Consider the following 18391-nt stretch of genomic DNA (forward strand, 5'->3'; position numbering starts at 1 on the left):
GAAAGAATATTTTAAGCAATGTAAGTGTTATTAAGTTTTGATGGATTTCAGAACAATTGAAAAAAATATCAATTTTTAATATAATCACTTTAAGTTCATTATTTTTGCAGTCCGCAATGTTGCGGACTGCTTAATTCAAGTCACTATGCCATTAAATCTGCCAGATAAACTTCCAGCTATTGAGGCACTGAAAAAAGAAAACATTTTTGTGATGGATGAATCCCGGGCCAGTCACCAGGATATTCGTCCGTTACGAATTGTTATTCTAAACCTTATGCCGCTGAAGGTTACTACAGAAACAGACCTTATCAGGTTGTTAAGTAATACGCCTTTGCAAATTGTGGTTGATTTTTTGCGGATCAAAGGGCATAAACCGAAAAATACGCCACTGGAACACATGAAAGCGTTTTATCATGATTTTGATTCGATCAAACATAAAAAGTATGATGGAATGATTATCACCGGTGCACCAGTGGAACACCTTCCGTTTGAGGAAGTTAAATACTGGGAGGAGATTAAGACTATTTTCGACTGGTCTATAAAAAATGTCACTTCTTCATTATTCATTTGTTGGGGTGCCCAAGCTGGCTTATATCATTTTTACGGTGTGCCTAAATATATGCTGAATGAAAAGCGGTTTGGTGTATTCCGGCATACATATTCAGATCCTAAATTGCCTATTTTCAGAGGTTTTGACGATTTCTTCTTTGCCCCACATTCACGCTACACTGAAATTCGTGAGGAAGATATTAAAAGGATTCCCGAACTTGAGATTATATCTACCTCTGAGGATGCAGGGGTTCATCTGGTGATGGGAAAAAACGGGCGCCAGTTTTTTGTAACCGGCCATACTGAATACTCTCCAAATACATTGGATCAGGAGTATAAGAGAGATATTCTGAAGGGACTTGATATTAAAATACCAAAGAATTATTATCCGGATGATGACCCGCAACAGGCTCCTGTGGTTCGCTGGAAAAGTCATGCTAATCTCTTATTCAGCAACTGGCTAAATTATTATGTTTACCAGGAGACACCTTATGATCTGGATTCTCAGGATTAAACTTTTACCAATCTGTTAATATGTATGATTAATTAAACCGCAACATGGTTTAATATGTTATTCCTTTTGAATTGTAATGCCGGTATGCAAAACAGCAAAGCGGTTGATTATTTAAGGTTAAACAGAATAACAAAATTCAGAACATTATGAGTCTTACATTTTCACAGAAATTTCCAATGGGTGAAAAAGCACCTGATTTCAAATTAACAGAGGTAACTTCAAATAAAGAATATTCATATTCCGATCTTGGTTCAGGAATGATTACCGTTATTATGTTTATTTGTAATCATTGTCCTTATGTTAAACATGTCAGGAAAGAGATGGTCAACGTCGCAAATAAATATATATCAGAAGGCGTAAGCTTTATAGCAATCAGTTCGAATGATGTTGAAAATTTCCCGGATGATTCACCCGAAAATATGAGAAAAGTTGCCGAGGAGTTCGATTTTCCATTCCCATATTTGTACGATGAAACGCAGCAGGTGGCTAAAGCTTATAAAGCTGCCTGTACACCGGATTTCTTTATTTTTAATGAAAAAGCAGAATGCATATATCATGGTCGTTTTGATGAATCCAATCATAAAAACGGAATGGTTCCCACAGGTATTGATTTGACCTACGCCCTTGATCTGGCGCTCGACGAAAAAGTGATGCCAGAGGAGGATCAGAAACCAAGTTCAGGATGTAACATAAAGTGGAAATCCGGAATATCTCCTTTTTAAATTTCATGTGTGCTTCATTTACCATCTAAAAAAACCCCGTTTACCGATTAAATATTGGACCTAAGGTATATATGGTCTTATATTTGAACTGTAATTAATTGTATAAGAAGTCGAATTATGGAAACACATGAAACAATAAAGCATTTAAAAGCAGCTAACAGGCGAAAAGTAGCTTTCGGGGTGATCGCTATCGTATTTGGAGTATTATGGCTCCTTAGAAATGTTGGAAGTTTAAATCCCGTTTTTGCGGATTATCTCTTTTCGTGGCAGGTGTTACTTATTGCCATAGGTTTAGTTGGATTGGTCGGAAACAAAGGCCAGGGTGTTGGCTGGTCGATACTGATACTGATAGGAGGATTCTTTCTGTTGAATGATATTTACGATTTTTCCATTCGCTTTCAACAGATATTCTGGCCCTTGCTGGTCATCTTTATCGGTTTAACCATGGTGCTGAACCGCACGGTTCGTAAACCGGGATTCAGGAACTACAAGGATGTATCCTCAACGGACATACTGGATAATGTGGCCATCTTTGGAGGGAGTGATGTGAAAATTGACAGTCAGTCATTTAAAGGTGGTGAAGCGACTGCTATTTTTGGAGGATCCAAAATTGATCTGACCGGCGCCAGACTTGCTCCCGGCATCCAGGTGATTGAACTGACCAATATTTTTGGTGGTAACACACTTATTATTCCTGCAAACTGGAATGTTAAAGTTGAGGTAACCGGAATATTAGGAGGTTTTAAGGATTTAAGACCCAAACGCTTTGATGGTATCAGGGATACTGACAGTACTCTAATTGTTAAAGGAGTGGCTATTTTTGGAGGAGGTGAAATAAAATCAATCTAAATCATGGGTCACCCGTTTCTCAATAACCGGATCAACCGGATCATCTATTTTGGAGTCTGGATTGTAGTTGGGATTATACATCTGCTCTGGCTCTATTTCGAAACACACTATCCAATTCAACATGCAACTGTAGATGCTGCTGCGTCTACAGTTATTTTTTCGGTTCTGGGTTTACTCGTTTGGCCTTTAACGGTTTATAACAGACCCGGCAAGGCGGATGCATGGAGTGTGGCATCAAGTCAGATTCTCGGAGCAACGATTGTTGTCGGCATCTGGATCTTTTCAACAACCTATATCATCAACCTGTTCGCTAAGTTCTATCCGGCTAAGGTTTTTAAAACATACATTACAACGGAGCAGATTGCCATTGGATTGTCGTATTATATTGTATTGTTCGGCACCTGTTACCTGATTCTGATTTACCGCGAAAACAGAGAGAAAAAACTGAATGAAGAAAAAATGCAACGTCTGGTAAGAGAGAGTGAACTTAACGCTCTTAAGGCACAGATTAATCCACATTTTTTGTTTAACAGTCTGAATTCTGTCAATTATCTTATTGGATATGACCCGGAAAGGGCAAGTAACATGCTGGCAAAACTTTCTGATTATTTAAGATATTCGTTGAGGAAAGGGGATGAAGGCCTGGTGACTTTTTGTGACGAACTGGAAAACTGCCGTAAATTTCTGGACATGGAACACCTGCGGTTTGGAGATAAAATGGTTCTGCAGGAGGATATAGATGAAGCTGTTTGTGATGTCAAGGTTCCTTTAATGATATTGCAGCCAATCTATGAAAATGCGATTAAACACGGTGTCTATGAAAGTCTTGATCCTGTGACCATTAAAACAGTTGCACAGTTTAAAAATAATATGCTATATATAGAAATTTGTAATACCTTTGATCCTGAAGCTGTTCCAAGAAAAGGAGAAGGTGTTGGATTGCAGAATGTTTCGGACCGGTTAGAACTGGTTTTTAATGAGAAAGGCTTGCTTAAAACAGTAAAGGAAAAAAATACGTTCAAAGCAGTAATAACTATACCAATTTAAAAAGATATGATACGTTGTGTTATAATTGATGATGAACAACCAGCCAGGGAATTAGTGAAAAAACTCTTGTCGCAACACGAAGATTATGAGATCGTGGATGAGTGTAATAATGGTTTCGATGGATTCAAAGCAATTAAAGACCACTCACCGGATCTTGTTTTTTTAGATATTCAGATGCCAAAACTTACAGGTTTTGAGATGCTTGAGTTATTGGATGAAGGGGAAAAACCACACGTTATTTTTATTACTGCATATGATCAGTATGCGCTGAAAGCGTTTGAGCAGAATGCAATAGATTATCTGCTTAAACCTTATACACCGGCACGTTTCAGCCAGGCACTGGAGAAAGCCAATGAAAGGTTACAGCAGAAAGAACCACAAAAGGTGGAAAAGCTTCTTGATGATATCAGGGAGAACAGCGAAACACTGAACCGGGTAGTGGTAAAAGATCGTTCAAAAATAGAGATTATACCAGTTGAAGATATTCATTATATCAAAGCCGAAGATGATTATGTGATGTTTTATACCGTACGTGGTCGGTTTCTGAAAAAGGCAACAATGAATTACTTTGAAAATAATCTGCCTGAAAATGATTTTATCCGCGTTCATCGCTCCTATATCATAAATACGCAGCAGATTAAACGCATGGAACGCTATGAAAAGGAAACCTTCATTCTGCAATTAAAATGTGGAGAAAACATTAAAACCAGTAAAAGCGGAGCCAAAAGACTGAAGGAAGTGCTTAATTTTTAATCTCCCTGAATGCGTCGATGGCGTTTCTGACTGAGCCATGTAATAAAAGAAGACTTTTTGCCTGTTCTGCATTTATTCCAAGTTCATTGCCTATCATACGCGTTCCGCGTTCAATGAGTTTCTGATTGGTCAGTTGCATATCCACCATTTTATTCCCGCGAACACGGCCCAACTGGATCATGGTTGTGGTTGTAATCATGTTCAGAACCAGTTTCTGCGCAGTCCCGCTTTTCATCCGGGTAGATCCGGTTACAAACTCCGGTCCAACAACAGGTTCAATCGGATATTCAGCCACTTCGGCAAGCTTTGTGTTCAGGTTGCTGGTAATACATCCGGTTAAGAGGCCGTTCTCCCGGGCCTTTTTTACACCGCCGATAACGTATGGCGTTCGGCCAGAAGCAGCAATGCCAACAACGGTGTCAAGTTCATTGGGATTGTGTTGTACAATATCATTCCAGCCTTGTTCTGCATCATCTTCAGCATGCTCAACAGCTTTTCGGATCGCTCCGTCACCTCCAGCTATCAATCCGATCACCACACCGTGACCAACACCGAAAGTCGGTGGGATTTCTGATGCATCCACCACTCCCAGTCTGCCACTTGTGCCTGCTCCGATATAAAATAACCTGCCACCCTTTTTCATGCGTTTTACTAGTTCCTGAACGAAAACCTGTATGTCCGGAATCACCTTTTCAATGGCCGGTAAAACCTTTTTGTCTTCTTCGTGTATAAGATGAAGCAGTTCGTTGACGCTTTTGGTTTCAAGATTGTTATGAACAGAGTCTGATTCTGTTATGCTGTTGGTCATAGTCGTTTTTTGAAATAATTAATCATGCCGTCAACCGGATCCTGAAGAATTTCAGATATATGGGTTCCATATTTCGTGGCGGTTTCCTCCAGAAAATTTCTGAATCCAAATGCAACAGAGCCGGTAAAGGCTAAGGGATAGTTTTTATAACCTTTATACTCACAGATATTGCGTTGAAAAAATAAACTGAATGCCTGTTTAACAAGACTTTTGCAGTACTCTTCATCTGAATTTGCAACAATAAACGGAACAAATGACGCAAGATACTGATTTGGTTTTGCTTTTCTGTAGACTGCTTCAATAACATCGGTTTCATGCAGGTGGTATGAGTCTTCAAAATGTTTGGCCAGGTTTGCAGGCATCTGCTTTTTGAGGTAGTCGGCTAATAATTGTTTCCCTAAATAAGAGCCACTGCCTTCATCACCCAGTATATAACCCAGTGAAGGGATGTGATCTTTCAGAACCCCTTTAGAATAAAAACCTGAATTTGAACCGGTTCCAAGAATTGATACTATCCCTTCACCATCGCCAATCGTGGCAATTGCACTTCCTGCAAGATCTGAACTACAGCTTATTTCACATTGAAAGACCGTTTGAAGTTCATGTGTTAGTATTCTGCAACCATTTTCGTTGCAACCGGCGCCATAAAATGCAAGTAAATCTATTTTGCTGATTTCCTCGTATAATACCGACAGTAGTTCTTCCCGAATAACTTTCTGTATAAGCTCAGGAGTATGTACCATCGGGTTAATACCCGAGGTATTTATCTTTAAAACACCATCGATGGAAAGAAGCGCCCATGATGTTTTTGTTGAACCGCCGTCTGCAATCAATATCATACCACAAAATTAATCATTCTTGCGCTAATTGTACAGTACAAATAGCCAGTAGCGTTATTAAATATTGCTCCGCTCAGGCATGAACATGAAATTACAACTCCGATGCAACCATTTGATAACCATGTTCATCTGTTTATACAGTACTTTAGTTATTGTAAATTTGATAAAGTAAAAGCTAATCAAAACGTCATTGATATGAAGACTAATATGTATAAGGGATTAAAACCGCTTTTCGTCGTGATCTCTTTGTTATTGCTACTGGGTAGCTGTGAAAAGCAACCATCCCGGGTCGAGCAGAAGGGGAAAATAGGATTTACGGTGATCGGAGATGAATTCAATAAGGTCTTAAAATCCGCAACTTTTGATGATTCCGCATCTGTTTCCAGACTCAGTTTGTTAATTTCTATTGCTGATGCTGATAGCAATATTGTTATCGAGAAGAAGATCGTGCCTTTATATATGTTTGGTAACCAGTATATAAGTGAGAAAATTGAATTGAATGAAGGGTATTATTTTCTTACGGAATTTATGGTGGTGAATAATAATGGAGAGGTGGTTTATGCATCTCCAAAACACGGCTCAGAACTGGCATATCTGGTAAATCATCCTTTGCCTCTGGATTTTAAAGTTGTACCCGGAGTAGAATCCGGTTTGAATGTTGAAGTAATTCCGGTAGATAATCAGACGCCGGATCAATTTGGATATGTCAGCTTTGGAGTTCAAATCGTAAATCCTCTGGTATTTTATGCCATGGTTTATGAGGATAACCCATTGCTGGAGAGACCACTGAATCTTGTGCCTGCAAGGGTAATCGTGACCGGACCGGATGGCTATGTATACCGGTTCGATTTTAAGGCAGGCAGGAATAAAGCCGTACTCAGAAACACACCGGGTGAATACGTATTTTCGGTTAAAACAGAGTTATATAGCGCAACACTTACATTTACCAGCGAACAGCTTATAAATGCAACAGAAGATAAACCATTAATGATTACTGTTGGTAATTCAAATGTTTACCATGAAATCATTCTCAGAACAACTCCTGATTCAACGGATGATGCTATGATTACTGATCTGAATCCTGATGAAAATTACGGCGATGTAAAAGAATTATCAGCATCATTTTTAACTGAACCTGTGCTAACGGTTATGCGAACCAAACGGAGCCTGATCAGACTGGATTTTCATAATGCCCTACCCAAGTCAGCTACCATACAGAAGATTGAATTGATGCTACATTTAACAGGAGGTGTACAGATGCCATTAAATGAGAATACGGACACCATTAATATAGGAGTGCTAAAAGCGATTGTACAGGATTGGGATGAGCATAAGGTAACCTGGCTTAACCAGCCTCAAACGACTGATGATGTAATGATGTACCTGGATTACAGGCCCTGGATGAGTTCATTGCTCCGAGTTTATGATATTACGGAGTTAATTAAAAAGTCGTGGCAGATAAATACACCTGTTTATGGATTTATGTTGCAACATTATCCTGAAAATGTGCCGGGTGGCATAACTTTTGCTTCAAGTGATAATGATTATGCAGAAATGAGGCCGAGTATAAAAATTTACTATACCTTACCGTAGAAGTACTTAAGTAGAAAGGAAAGAGGATGACCGGCGGGCCATCCTCTTTTTTGTATCATGTTTTTTCTTAGTTAATTATCGAAAATCCGGTGTATGGAATCAGAACTTCGGGAATTTTAATACCATCGGGAGTCTGATTGTTTTCCAGAAGTGCGGCTACAATTCTGGGTAAAGCCAGTGCACTACCGTTCAGGGTGTGAGCCAGTTCCGGCTTTTTCATGTCTTTTCCTTTATAGCGGCATTTTAGCCGGTTTGCCTGGTAGTTTTCAAAATTTGATACCGAGCTGACTTCCAGCCATCTTTCCTGTGCAGCAGAATAGACCTCAAAATCGAAAGTCAGAGCCGAGGTAAAGCTGATATCACCACCACAAAGTTTTACAATTCGATATGGTAAGCCAAGTTTAGAGATGATACCTTCTACGTGGGCGACCATTTCATTTAATGTATCATAGCTCTTCTCAGGATGCTGAATCTGTACGATCTCAACCTTGTCGAACTGGTGAAGGCGGTTCAGTCCTCTGACATGAGCTCCCCATGATCCGGCTTCTCTTCTGAAACAAGGTGTATAAGCCATGTTCTTTACAGGAAGTTCTTCTTCAGTAAGAATAACATCACGGTAAATATTTGTTACCGGGACCTCTGCTGTGGGGATCAGGTAAAAGTTGTCTGCCGTGACATGGTACATCTGTCCTTCTTTATCGGGAAGCTGTCCTGTTCCGAACCCGGAATCCTCATTCACGACAATAGGTGGCAGTACTTCCCTGTAACCGGCTTTTTCACCTTCGTCAAGAAAAAAATTAATTAATGCACGTTGTAATCGAGCGCCTTTACCTTTATAAACAGGAAAACCTGCACCAGTGAGTTTGGTTCCCAGTTCAAAGTCGATAATATCGTATTGTTTAATCAGGTCCCAGTGTGGTTGTTTTGCTTCCAGCTCAGGAATAATACCGCCCTGACGGATTATTTCATTGTCCTGTTCACTTTTCCCTCGCGGCACGGAGCTGTGTGGCAGGTTTGGTATTAAAACCAGCTTATCCTGAATGGATGTTTCAACTTCTGCAAGCTCTGTTGTCAGTGACTTAATATTTTCCTTTAATTCAGCAGTTCTTGATTTAGCCTTGTTAGCTTCCTCTTTTTTGCCTTCTCTGAAAAGCAAACCAATTTGTTTGGACAGGTTGTTCATTTCTGCCTGGGCATCATCTGACGCACTTTTAAGCTCCCTGCGTTTTTTATCAGCCTCAATTATTGTATCAACCAGATCCTTTGCATCAAAGTTTTTAACGGACAAACGGTTAATAACTTCATCTCTGTTATCGGAAATATACTTAAGTGTTAACATGGATAAGTGTGTTTAATAAAAAAATCTCCTGATTTTTACGCAAAGGTAAAAAAATCAGGAGATCTGATATCATTAAAATTCTTTCTGTTACTCAGTTACTGTAGGCTCTACAGAAACGTAAGATTTGTCGTTTTGTTTCTTTTTGAATACAACAATGCCGCTTTCCAGTGCAAAAAGAGTATCGTCTTTTCCGATGCCTACATTTTTACCGGGATGGTGTTGTGTTCCTCTCTGGCGAACGATAATATTACCAGCTTTGGCAAACTGACCACCAAAGATTTTAACGCCCAATCGTTTACTTTCCGATTCGCGTCCGTTTCTTGAGCTACCTGCTCCCTTCTTATGTGCCATAATTTATAATTTTGGAGTTAAGCTTCGATTCCTGTGATTTCAATCTGTGAAAAATACTGACGGTGTCCGTTTCTCACTTTATAACCTTTTCTTCTTTTTTTCTTAAAAACGATAACTTTATCGCCTTTAACATGATCGAGTACTTTTGCAACAACTTTTGCATCTTTAACAACAGGCGTTCCAACTTTTACTTTTCCGTCGTTGTCAACCAATAATACTCTGTCGAATTCAAGATCAGCACCTTGTTCCTGTTCAAGTCTGTGAACGAAGATTTTTTTTCCTTGTTCTACTTTGAACTGCTGACCTGCTATCTCAACAATTGCGTACATAATTTTAATTACTTTTTATTGTTAAATCCAGGAGGCGGACCATGCGTTTTGATCTCTTTTCAAGAGCCCCGCTGAAAGATTCGTTATTCCAGATCAATAAGATTTGGGCTGCAAAAGTAATAAACAATTTTATTATAGGAAGCACAATGTAGTTAAAATTTTTATTTGAATGTTTTTCTTTTAAGATAAATTAATCATTCATCCCTTTTGCTGAAGTTCCTGTGAAAATTCTTTTTATATTTAATGTCTTTATATAAAAGACATAACACTGTATATTATATACCTGCAAAAATACAATTATGGGTTTGAAAAAGAATATTGATTTAAATGTACAGTTTCCCATGCCAATTGCAATTGTTGGAACAATGTTTCAGGGGAAGCCCAATTTTTCTACGATTGCCTGGATGACAAGGGTGAATGCTGATCCTCCGATGTTGGGTTTTGCAATCAGCAAGCATCGTCTGACCGGTGATGCTGTATTGCTAAACAAAGAGTTTAGTGTGAACATACCGGGTAAGAATCTCACCAGGGAAACAGATTATGTGGGAATGGTTTCTGCAAAGCGAACCGATAAATCTCATGTTTTCGAATACACATTTGGAAATCAAAAGAAATCACCGCTAATAGAGGGCGCTCCGTTAAATCTGGAATGTAAGCTGGTGGAAAAAATTATTTTGCCATCCAATCTATGGATTGTAGGTGAAATCACTAATGTGTGGTGTGATCCGGATTTGATGACTGAGGGGAGCCCTGATTATGGCAAAATGAAAAGCATGATTCTGACTATGCCGGATAATAAATACCGTACCATTGGTAAGGAATTTGCAGATGCCTGGAAGATAAACAGCTTATAATTACTCCTGTGAATGCCGTTTCATCTGATAACGGTAAGCGGTAAATGCCTTGGCTCTTGAAATGAATCCAAGGTATTTACCGTTGTCAAGAACACAAATATTATATCGGGCCGAGGAGCTGAATTTATTTACCAGTTCTTCCATACTGTCATCGGGACTGATAAAGTGTTCAGGCATATACATCAGTTCGCTTACCTTTACTTTATCGTAAAGCTCCGGCTTAAAAATGATTTTTCTAACGTCATCCATCTTTACCATTCCATGGAGTTTGCCATTAGCATCAACCACTGGAAAGAGGTTGCGGTGTGCAGTTTCAATTACATGTACCAAATCTCCCAGTGTTGCATCAGGAGAAATGGTGGCAAAATCCGTTTCAATAAGTTTGGGAACTTCCATCATCGACAATATGGCCTGATCCTTATGATGGGTAATCAGTTCCTTTCTCTTAGCAAGCTGATACGTATATACAGAATGTTTCTCAAAAAGCCGGATAATAAAGAACGATAGTGTAGATGTGATCATTAGGGGGACGAAAAGCTGGTAGCCACCTGATAACTCTGCGATAAGGAAAATGCTCGTCAGCGGTGCATGAAGAACGGCAGAAATCATGCCTGCCATCCCCATAAGGGCAAAATTGTTGATGTTGATATTGTGGGGACCAAGTTGATTGGCCAGTAATGCAAATGCCAGACCCACATGAACACCCACAAATAATGTTGGTGCAAAAATACCGCCTACACCTCCGGATCCGAAAGTAATAGTTGTTGCTACTACCTTGGTCAGACCTACTGCGATTAATATGGCAACGGTTAGATAAAGATTTCCTCTGAATGAACTATACAGTGTGTCAGTGAACAGGTATTCAAGGTTTCCTTTGAGGCATGAATTGATCACCTGATAACCTTCACCATAAAGGGATGGGAAAATATAAATTATTCCGCCAAGTACGAGACCTCCAACAATAAGTCGTTTAACTTTGGATTTCATGTTTTCAAAAATGCTGGTGATGAAAACATATATCCGTTTAAAGTATACAGATACAAATCCTGTTGTTATTCCCAGTAAGATGTAATAGGTAATATCTTTTAAAACAAAGGCATCTTCAACAGTAAAAGGGTAAAGTACATCCTGTCCGGTTAAGGAGTATGAAACCAGAACCGCAGAAACGGAAGCCAGCAGCAGGGGAATAATTGAAGCCATTGTCAGATCAAGCATAATCACTTCAAGCGCGAAAACGATGGCTGTAATAGGTGCTTTAAAAATAGCAGCCATTGCACCGGCAGAGGCACATCCCAGCAAAAGAATAACCTCTCTTAACCGCAGATGTAAAAAACGGCCAATGTTAGAACCTATAGCAGCTCCTGTAGAAACAGTCGGACCTTCCAGGCCGACGGATCCACCGAATCCTACAGTAAGTGCACTTGTGATGATGGAAGAGTACATGTTGTGAGCCCGCATAAATCCTTTGGCTTTTCCTTTGGCATATAAAACATTTGGCACACCGTGCCGTACCGGACGTTTTATGATGTACTTCATAAAAAGTAAGGCCAGACTAACACCAATAAGTGGCATAAAGATGAACCACCAGTTACCGGCTTCGAACCGGTGAATATTGGACTGTATAAAATGAACGGATTTTTTAATGACAACCGCACCTATTCCTGTAAGAATACCAACAATGACACTGATGAAAGCCATAAACTGGCGATCACTGATATGTTTCAGTCGCCAGATAAAGAATTTTTTCCACAGCCGGCGACCGAAGGAGTGATGTTTTGTTTCCTTAGACATTGGTATGATAAAAATAATACTTCAAAACAGAATAACAAATGGAATACATTTTTAAACCGCGTAAGTTCCTAATTAAGAATATATATAAAAAACAAAATATGTTGTAAAGTATTACAGAATTAATATTGTAAGTGCAGAATTTTCATTTAATTGCATCGTTTTTTGTTAAAAGTAAATTGTTGTAATCTGTAAAATTGAATTTAGTAATGCCTAAAAGCGTAAAACCAATTGAGTTAGAGGATGTTGTTGTTCGGTTTTCAGGTGATTCCGGAGATGGAATGCAGTTAACCGGAACATTGTTTTCCGAATCATCCGCAGAATTGGGTAATGAAATATCTACATTTCCTGATTATCCGGCAGATATACGAGCACCAAGGGGAACCATTGGTGGAGTAAGTGGGTTTCAGGTACATCTAGGGAAGAAAATAGTACATACACCGGGTGATGTTGCAAATGTATTAATCGCAATGAATCCGGCTGCTCTGAAAGCAAACAAAGCATATCTGAAGCCAGGAGGAACTATCATTCTGGATGTAGATGCATTTACGGATAAAAATCTGGAGAAGGCAGGATATAAAACAATGGATCCAATTGTAGAGGATCAGTTGGCTGACTTTAACATTGTAAAGGCACCGATTACTACGATGACAGCTGCCAGTCTCAAAGAGTTTGGTTTCGATAACAAGACCGTACTTCGCAGTAAGAATATGTATGCCCTCGGTTTGGTATCCTGGTTATTTAATCAGCCGCTAAATTATATAGAGAAAAAGCTCAACCGAAAATTTAAAAAGAAACCTGAAATTGCGGAAGCCAACATCAAGGTGTTGCAGGATGGATTCAATTATGGTGAAAACATTCAGGCAATGACACCTTCGTATATGGTAGGATCAGGTAAAAAGGAAAAGGGAACGTACCGTAATATTAATGGTAATCAGGCTGTTGCCTGGGGATTTTTGGCTGCTTCGGAAAAAAGTGGAAAGGAGTTGTTTCTCGGAAGTTATCCTATCACACCGGCGACAGAAATTCTTCAGGAACTTTCAGGAAGGAAAGATCTTGGCGTAAAAGTATTTCAGGCTGAGGACGAAATTGCTGGTATTTCTACTGCCATCGGCGCCAGTTTTGCCGGGGATTTAGCAGTGACTACAACTTCAGGTCCGGGACTTGCACTTAAAGGTGAAGCTATTGGTTTGGCAGTTATGGCAGAATTACCTCTTGTAGTTGTAGATGTGCAACGTGGAGGACCTTCAACCGGATTACCAACAAAAACAGAACAATCCGATTTACGTCAGGCATTGTACGGTCGCAACGGAGAGAGTCCTGCCATTGTGATTGCCGCAAGTACCCCTTCTGATTGTTTTCACTATGCATTCATGGCTGCGAAACTTTCAATGGAGCACATGACTCCCGTTATCCTGTTAACGGATGGGTTTTTAGCGAACGGATCCCAACCCTGGCGGATCCCCTCAATGGATGAACTTCCGGCCATTACACCACCCATGGTAACTCCCGAGATGAAAGATAGCTGGGAAGTGATGCAGCGTGATGCGGCAAGACTGAACCGTTATTGGGCTACACCAGGTACTCCCGGATTCAGTCATCGTGTTGGTGGTCTGGAAAAAGATTATACCACAGGTGCAATATCGCATAACCCTGCAAATCACCAGAAAATGGTTGATGTAAGGCAGGAGAAAGTACAGAAAGTTGCAGAGTTTATACCTGAACAGAAAGTTCTTGGTGATGTGGAGTCAGATATTCTTATGGTAGGCTGGGGCGGAACTTACGGCCATCTTACAACTGCTTTCGAAGAGTTGCACGAAGAGGGTATTAAGGTCGCCTATACGCATTTTAACTATATTATGCCGTTGCCGGTGAATACCGCTGAAATAATGAAAAAATACAAAAAGATTGTGGTATGTGAAATCAACAAAGGACAGTTTGCAGACTACCTGCGGATGACTATACCGGGGCCGGTTTATCATCAGTTCAACAGAATTGAAGGATTACCTTTTGCTGTAGAGGATATTAAAAACGAAATTAAAAAATATTTATAATAGCGATTATGGAGATTAAAGAAACATTCAGCCCAAAAGATTATAAAAGTGATCAGAATGTAAGATGGTGTCCGGGATGTGGTGATCATGCAATCCTTAATACGCTACATAAAGCAATGGCTACCATCGGCGTTGATCCGGATAATATAGCTGTTATTTCAGGTATTGGTTGTTCCAGTCGTCTGCCTTATTACATGAATACTTATGGTTTTCATACCATTCACGGACGTGCTGCAGCAATTGCTTCGGGAGTAAAAAGTGCAAATCCGGATTTAACCGTTTGGCAGATTTCCGGTGACGGTGATGCTTTGGCCATCGGAGGGAACCACTTTATACATGCGGTAAGAAGAAATATTGATATTAATATAATCCTTTTTAATAACCAGATTTACGGTTTAACAAAGGGTCAGTATTCACCGACTTCAAAAAAAGGTTTTATATCCAAAACATCACCATTCGGAACAATTGAGTATCCTTTCCGGCCAGGTGAACTGGCGCTGGGAGCCAGAGGAACATTTTTTGCCCGATCCATTGATACTGATATGAAACTTTCACAGGAGGTACTCATTGCGGCGCATGAACACAAAGGGACTTCTGTGGTTGAAGTTCTCCAAAACTGTGTGATTTTTAATGATGATACACATGCTGCCATTACTGATAAAGCACACAGAGCTGACCGGACTATTTTACTGGAACATGGAAAACCAATGTTGTTTGGCCAGAATATGGACAAGGGACTGGTATTGAATGGAATGAAACTTAAAGTAGTTGAAGTTGGTAAGGATGGAATCACTGCGGATGATATTCTTATTCATGATGCTGAAGATAGAGATGCTACACTTCATAATGCTCTGGCAAACATGGAATATCCTGCATTTCCGGTAGCGCTTGGGGTAATTCGAGCTGCAAAAACATCAACTTATAATGATAATCTTGTAAAGCAGATAAAAGATGTTCAGGCTAATTCAAGAATATCAAAATTTGAAGAACTGGCCCGTTCCGGTAGTGTTTGGGAAGTAGAATAGTGTGTAGTCCGGTTCAAAACCTTCATCTTTGCAAAAAGGATAACAATGCGCAAATTGAAAATTGACGAACTGAACCGCATTTCGGTTGATGAATTCAAGGCTGCCAGTAAAACAGAACTTATTATTATAATGGATAATGTGCGGAGCCTCAATAATGTAGGCTCTGTATTTCGTACATCCGATGCCTTCAGGATTGCCGAAATTGTGTTATGTGGCATTACGGCAACACCTCCCCATAATGAAATTCATAAAACTGCTTTAGGTGCTGAAGAAGCAGTAATCTGGTCGTATTATGAAGATACACTTGATGCTGTAGATTATGTTAAAAGGGAAGGTTTTAAAGTTTATGCCGTTGAGCAGGTTGAAGGGAGTATTCGTCTTGACGAATTTAAACCCTCTGCACGTGAAAAATATGCAGTAATTCTGGGAAATGAGGTAAAAGGGGTTCAGCAGAAGGTTGTGGATGTATCAGACGGTTGTCTGGAAATACCTCAGTTTGGAACCAAACATTCTTTAAATGTGTCAATAACTGCAGGAATTGTGATCTGGCACTTCTATATGTCTATTAAACAGTAAGATGTGATTTTATTCATCACTATCATGTAATTCTGTTTGTAGAAATAAAAAAAAGTTATAGTTTTGCATCCGCTTTTGTAGCGATAAAAGCAGATGATTTTCGAGGTGTAGCACAGTCCGGTTAGTGTACCTGCTTTGGGAGCAGGGGGTCGGGGGTTCGAATCCCTCCACCTCGACAAAAAGCCTTTCACAGATATGTGGAAGGCTTTTTTTATAATTGGATAGGGCTTATTTAAGGAACCTTTTATTAGAATCATATGGCATGGAGATCTTAACGTTTTTTCCTTTCCACATGAACGGTATGGCGATATGAAGAAATGTCATAGCAGTTGGGTAGAGTAGAATAGATTCCGGCTCAAAACTTAAAGGCCAGTCCAATGCCATTGGGAGCACTTTTAATGTGTATACCACTTTGGGCTCTTAGATTGGTTCCACTAAGAATTCTTCCGGCTTTTCCAATGTGATATACATATTCAAGAGAAAACAGTGCCCCAAATGCACCAAATCCAAATCCAAGCACATTCATTTGTTTATTACCCTGTCCCACAAGGTATGTTATACCACCCAGCGCCACAAATGAAACACCGAGATAGAACTTCCTTTCTGCTTTTATAAGTTCGATGCCTGCATTTTTGAGTAAACGGTCTCTCTCTATCATCGATATTGAATCCTGAGTTTTAAAGGAGCGCATACATGTGTAAAGCGGGGAATACTCAGGATTCGGTACCTGCGGTTCTTTTCCGTAAGATGTGGATGAAAGGATAAAGAGAATCAGCGTCATTAGGATAGCTGTTTTCATAGCATTATAAAAATTTTGCTTTGGTTTGTTTTACTGTTTAATTTAACATAAAGCAGATAAAGGATGTGCTGTTTAACCCGAATAAAAATGAACTTATTCTATTTTTATTATTCATGATCTCTTTCTGCTATAAGCTTTTGGAAATAAAAAGGATATCAGTCTTGGTATAAGAGCTTTATATTTACAACTGTTTATTAACAAAAAGAATGATATAATCATGTAAGTGATTGATATTCTTTTCTTTTTGTTACTTTTTCTTTTTTTGTTAATTGTTGTTTATATGTTGATAATCACAAAAGGAATAGGGTGAACTTTATGACCGCGTAGGTTAGCAGACCTATCAACACTTCTAGTCCCTATTCCTTTCTTAGTTGCTGAGAACCATTTAGAATCATAGGCAACAGGCCTTTTAAAGCTACTAGTTACAGCAACCCTTTGTTAAATGTTAATTGTAAAATTATGAAAAACAAGCGATTTATTGGTATTGATGTTTCAAAAGATACCTTGGATGTCTACCTTCATCAGGTTAACGTTTATTTTGTAGTTCCTAATACACCTAATGGCTTCTCAGGCTTGCTTGAAACCTCATGTAAACATCTTAAATGCAAATTAAATGATCTTTATTTTTGTTTTGAGAATACAGGACGTTATAGTCGTTTATTAGCCGTTTTCTTGTCAGAATCAGATGTTCTGTTTACCATGGCCCCGGCAATGGATATAAAAAGATCAATGGGTATGAAAAGGGGTAAAACAGATAGACTTGATGCAAAGGCAATAGCCTTGTATGCCTGGCGAAAAAGAGATGAGCTGATCCCTACCAGGCTTAATTCAGGAATGGTCGCACAATTACGTCAACTCTTAGCTTTACGCGAGAAACTTGTTCGCCACCGGACAGCCTATAAAAATTCGATTAAGGATATTCATGATTCATTTTTTAATGGTGAAACAACTTTAATAAAAGAATCACAAAAGCGTATGATAGAACATCTAAATACAGAAATAAACCTCCTGGAGTCGAAAATAGAAGAAGTTATCATGGCATCTTCAGAATGGAACAAAAACTATAAGCTTATTCAAAGTGTCAGGGGTATTGGTCCTGTTCTGGCCAAATATATCATCATATATACTGAGAATTTTACCCGGATAAATAATGCTAAAAGTTTTGCTTGCTATTCAGGTATCGCTCCCTTTGAGTATTCGTCAGGATCTACAATAAGAGGCAGAACCAGGGTCCATCCGTTTGCAAATAGGCAGTTAAAATCACTTCTCAACATTGCCGCTATGGGAGCAATACAACTTAAAGGAGAATACAAAACATATTATCAACGTCGAACAGACGAAGGGAAAAATAAAATGAGCACTTTAAATATTATTCGAAATAAACTGGTATCACGGATTTTTGCAGTCGTAAATCGTCAAACACCATATGTGGATCTAAGTAGATTTACTGCATAATTTGTTGGCTATTTTTTTGGTTTTCCCTTAGAATAGTGTTAGCGCCAGTTTTTTTTCAATTTAGTTTTTAGTTGAAATTCAATTCAAACTTACAATCATAATTTCCTAAGTTAAATTCTCTTTCTCAGCAGGTAAATCTTTATGGAT

18 protein-coding genes and 1 tRNA gene are annotated in these 18391 nt (G+C 39.1%); 12 read left to right on the forward strand and 7 right to left on the reverse strand.

Features of this window, described 5'->3' with window-relative positions:
• Positions 1–145 precede the first annotated feature (145 nt).
• The 5 genes from metA to ACE1EF_RS17705 all read left to right on the forward strand — a co-directional run bounded on the left by metA (position 146) and on the right by ACE1EF_RS17705 (position 4434).
• A complete protein-coding gene (gene metA / locus ACE1EF_RS17685) occupies positions 146–1063 on the forward strand; it encodes a homoserine O-acetyltransferase MetA (protein WP_375722030.1) in 918 nt (305 codons plus the stop codon).
• A 146-nt stretch (positions 1064–1209) separates the two neighbouring features.
• Positions 1210–1785 (forward strand): thioredoxin family protein, encoded by a 576-nt coding sequence (locus tag ACE1EF_RS17690; protein ID WP_375722031.1) that lies wholly within the window; start codon positions 1210–1212, stop codon positions 1783–1785.
• A gap of 117 nt (positions 1786–1902) precedes the next feature.
• Complete coding sequence (locus ACE1EF_RS17695; protein WP_375722032.1) at positions 1903–2634, forward strand: LiaF transmembrane domain-containing protein; 732 nt, start codon at positions 1903–1905, stop codon at positions 2632–2634.
• 3 nt (positions 2635–2637) lie between these two features.
• Positions 2638–3681: a sensor histidine kinase gene (locus ACE1EF_RS17700; protein WP_375722033.1), complete on the forward strand. Its 1044-nt coding sequence runs from the start codon at positions 2638–2640 to the stop codon at positions 3679–3681.
• Positions 3682–3687: 6 nt separating this feature from the next.
• On the forward strand, positions 3688–4434 hold the full coding sequence (locus ACE1EF_RS17705) for a LytR/AlgR family response regulator transcription factor (RefSeq protein ID WP_375722034.1): 747 nt from the start codon (positions 3688–3690) through the stop codon (positions 4432–4434).
• On the opposite strand, the gene murQ is transcribed toward ACE1EF_RS17705, so the two are convergent.
• Both murQ and ACE1EF_RS17715 read right to left on the reverse strand, forming a co-directional pair.
• Positions 4424–5242, reverse strand: coding sequence for an N-acetylmuramic acid 6-phosphate etherase (gene murQ / locus ACE1EF_RS17710; RefSeq protein WP_375722035.1), 819 nt, complete (start codon positions 5240–5242; stop codon positions 4424–4426). The genes ACE1EF_RS17705 and murQ overlap by 11 nt on opposite strands.
• Entirely contained in the window at positions 5239–6081 is an 843-nt protein-coding gene (locus tag ACE1EF_RS17715) for a hypothetical protein (protein ID WP_375722036.1), read from the reverse strand. Before ACE1EF_RS17715 ends, murQ begins: the two co-directional genes overlap by 4 nt.
• A gap of 195 nt (positions 6082–6276) precedes the next feature.
• Between ACE1EF_RS17715 and ACE1EF_RS17720 the strand changes: the two genes are divergently transcribed.
• Complete coding sequence (locus ACE1EF_RS17720) at positions 6277–7674, forward strand: DNRLRE domain-containing protein (RefSeq protein WP_375722037.1); 1398 nt, start codon at positions 6277–6279, stop codon at positions 7672–7674.
• 67 nt (positions 7675–7741) lie between these two features.
• Here the strand turns inward: ACE1EF_RS17720 and serS are convergent, their stop codons facing one another.
• The 3 genes from serS to rplU all read right to left on the reverse strand — a co-directional run bounded on the left by serS (position 7742) and on the right by rplU (position 9693).
• Entirely contained in the window at positions 7742–9013 is a 1272-nt protein-coding gene (serS, locus tag ACE1EF_RS17725; protein WP_375722038.1) for a serine--tRNA ligase, read from the reverse strand.
• Positions 9014–9100: 87 nt separating this feature from the next.
• Entirely contained in the window at positions 9101–9364 is a 264-nt protein-coding gene (rpmA, locus tag ACE1EF_RS17730) for a 50S ribosomal protein L27 (protein WP_375722039.1), read from the reverse strand.
• Between the two features lie 17 nt (positions 9365–9381).
• Positions 9382–9693: a 50S ribosomal protein L21 gene (gene rplU / locus ACE1EF_RS17735; protein WP_375722040.1), complete on the reverse strand. Its 312-nt coding sequence runs from the start codon at positions 9691–9693 to the stop codon at positions 9382–9384.
• Positions 9694–9992: 299 nt separating this feature from the next.
• Here rplU and ACE1EF_RS17740 point away from each other — a divergent pair, with 299 nt between their 5' ends.
• Complete coding sequence (locus tag ACE1EF_RS17740) at positions 9993–10547, forward strand: flavin reductase family protein (RefSeq protein WP_375722041.1); 555 nt, start codon at positions 9993–9995, stop codon at positions 10545–10547.
• On the opposite strand, the gene ACE1EF_RS17745 is transcribed toward ACE1EF_RS17740, so the two are convergent.
• Positions 10548–12338 (reverse strand): chloride channel protein, encoded by a 1791-nt coding sequence (locus tag ACE1EF_RS17745; RefSeq protein ID WP_375722042.1) that lies wholly within the window; start codon positions 12336–12338, stop codon positions 10548–10550.
• A 206-nt stretch (positions 12339–12544) separates the two neighbouring features.
• Here ACE1EF_RS17745 and ACE1EF_RS17750 point away from each other — a divergent pair, with 206 nt between their 5' ends.
• The 4 genes from ACE1EF_RS17750 (at position 12545) to ACE1EF_RS17765 (ending at position 16166) form a co-directional block, all read left to right on the forward strand.
• Positions 12545–14389 (forward strand): 2-oxoacid:acceptor oxidoreductase subunit alpha, encoded by a 1845-nt coding sequence (locus ACE1EF_RS17750; protein WP_375722043.1) that lies wholly within the window; start codon positions 12545–12547, stop codon positions 14387–14389.
• An 8-nt stretch (positions 14390–14397) separates the two neighbouring features.
• A complete protein-coding gene (locus ACE1EF_RS17755) occupies positions 14398–15414 on the forward strand; it encodes a 2-oxoacid:ferredoxin oxidoreductase subunit beta (RefSeq protein ID WP_375722044.1) in 1017 nt (338 codons plus the stop codon).
• A gap of 45 nt (positions 15415–15459) precedes the next feature.
• On the forward strand, positions 15460–15990 hold the full coding sequence (locus ACE1EF_RS17760; protein ID WP_375722045.1) for an RNA methyltransferase: 531 nt from the start codon (positions 15460–15462) through the stop codon (positions 15988–15990).
• A 101-nt stretch (positions 15991–16091) separates the two neighbouring features.
• A tRNA-Pro gene (locus ACE1EF_RS17765) sits at positions 16092–16166 on the forward strand.
• A gap of 179 nt (positions 16167–16345) precedes the next feature.
• Here ACE1EF_RS17765 and ACE1EF_RS17770 read toward each other — a convergent pair.
• Entirely contained in the window at positions 16346–16789 is a 444-nt protein-coding gene (locus ACE1EF_RS17770) for a hypothetical protein (protein ID WP_375722046.1), read from the reverse strand.
• Between the two features lie 459 nt (positions 16790–17248).
• On the opposite strand from ACE1EF_RS17770, the gene ACE1EF_RS17775 reads away from it, so the two are divergent.
• A complete protein-coding gene (locus ACE1EF_RS17775; protein ID WP_375722047.1) occupies positions 17249–18244 on the forward strand; it encodes an IS110 family RNA-guided transposase in 996 nt (331 codons plus the stop codon).
• The last annotated feature ends 147 nt before the right edge of the window (positions 18245–18391 follow it).

Origin of the sequence: Quyinboa sediminis, assembly GCF_042219855.1 — a bacterium.
Classification (GTDB): domain Bacteria; phylum Bacteroidota; class Bacteroidia; order Bacteroidales; family UBA5342; genus JBHJHP01.

Bases quoted from the DNA above. Each gene is read 5' to 3' on its own strand.
- metA (WP_375722030.1), top strand. From the start codon at position 146: ATGCCATTAAATCTGCCAGATAAACTTCCAGCTATTGAGGCACTGAAA.
- ACE1EF_RS17690 (WP_375722031.1), top strand. From the start codon at position 1,210: ATGAGTCTTACATTTTCACAGAAATTTCCAATGGGTGAAAAAGCACCT.
- ACE1EF_RS17695 (WP_375722032.1), top strand. From the start codon at position 1,903: ATGGAAACACATGAAACAATAAAGCATTTAAAAGCAGCTAACAGGCGA.
- ACE1EF_RS17700 (WP_375722033.1), top strand. From the start codon at position 2,638: ATGGGTCACCCGTTTCTCAATAACCGGATCAACCGGATCATCTATTTT.
- ACE1EF_RS17705 (WP_375722034.1), top strand. From the start codon at position 3,688: ATGATACGTTGTGTTATAATTGATGATGAACAACCAGCCAGGGAATTA.
- murQ (WP_375722035.1), bottom strand. From the start codon at position 5,242: ATGACCAACAGCATAACAGAATCAGACTCTGTTCATAACAATCTTGAA.
- ACE1EF_RS17715 (WP_375722036.1), bottom strand. From the start codon at position 6,081: ATGATATTGATTGCAGACGGCGGTTCAACAAAAACATCATGGGCGCTT.
- ACE1EF_RS17720 (WP_375722037.1), top strand. From the start codon at position 6,277: ATGAAGACTAATATGTATAAGGGATTAAAACCGCTTTTCGTCGTGATC.
- serS (WP_375722038.1), bottom strand. From the start codon at position 9,013: ATGTTAACACTTAAGTATATTTCCGATAACAGAGATGAAGTTATTAAC.
- rpmA (WP_375722039.1), bottom strand. From the start codon at position 9,364: ATGGCACATAAGAAGGGAGCAGGTAGCTCAAGAAACGGACGCGAATCG.
- rplU (WP_375722040.1), bottom strand. From the start codon at position 9,693: ATGTACGCAATTGTTGAGATAGCAGGTCAGCAGTTCAAAGTAGAACAA.
- ACE1EF_RS17740 (WP_375722041.1), top strand. From the start codon at position 9,993: ATGGGTTTGAAAAAGAATATTGATTTAAATGTACAGTTTCCCATGCCA.
- ACE1EF_RS17745 (WP_375722042.1), bottom strand. From the start codon at position 12,338: ATGTCTAAGGAAACAAAACATCACTCCTTCGGTCGCCGGCTGTGGAAA.
- ACE1EF_RS17750 (WP_375722043.1), top strand. From the start codon at position 12,545: ATGCCTAAAAGCGTAAAACCAATTGAGTTAGAGGATGTTGTTGTTCGG.
- ACE1EF_RS17755 (WP_375722044.1), top strand. From the start codon at position 14,398: ATGGAGATTAAAGAAACATTCAGCCCAAAAGATTATAAAAGTGATCAG.
- ACE1EF_RS17760 (WP_375722045.1), top strand. From the start codon at position 15,460: ATGCGCAAATTGAAAATTGACGAACTGAACCGCATTTCGGTTGATGAA.
- ACE1EF_RS17770 (WP_375722046.1), bottom strand. From the start codon at position 16,789: ATGAAAACAGCTATCCTAATGACGCTGATTCTCTTTATCCTTTCATCC.
- ACE1EF_RS17775 (WP_375722047.1), top strand. From the start codon at position 17,249: ATGAAAAACAAGCGATTTATTGGTATTGATGTTTCAAAAGATACCTTG.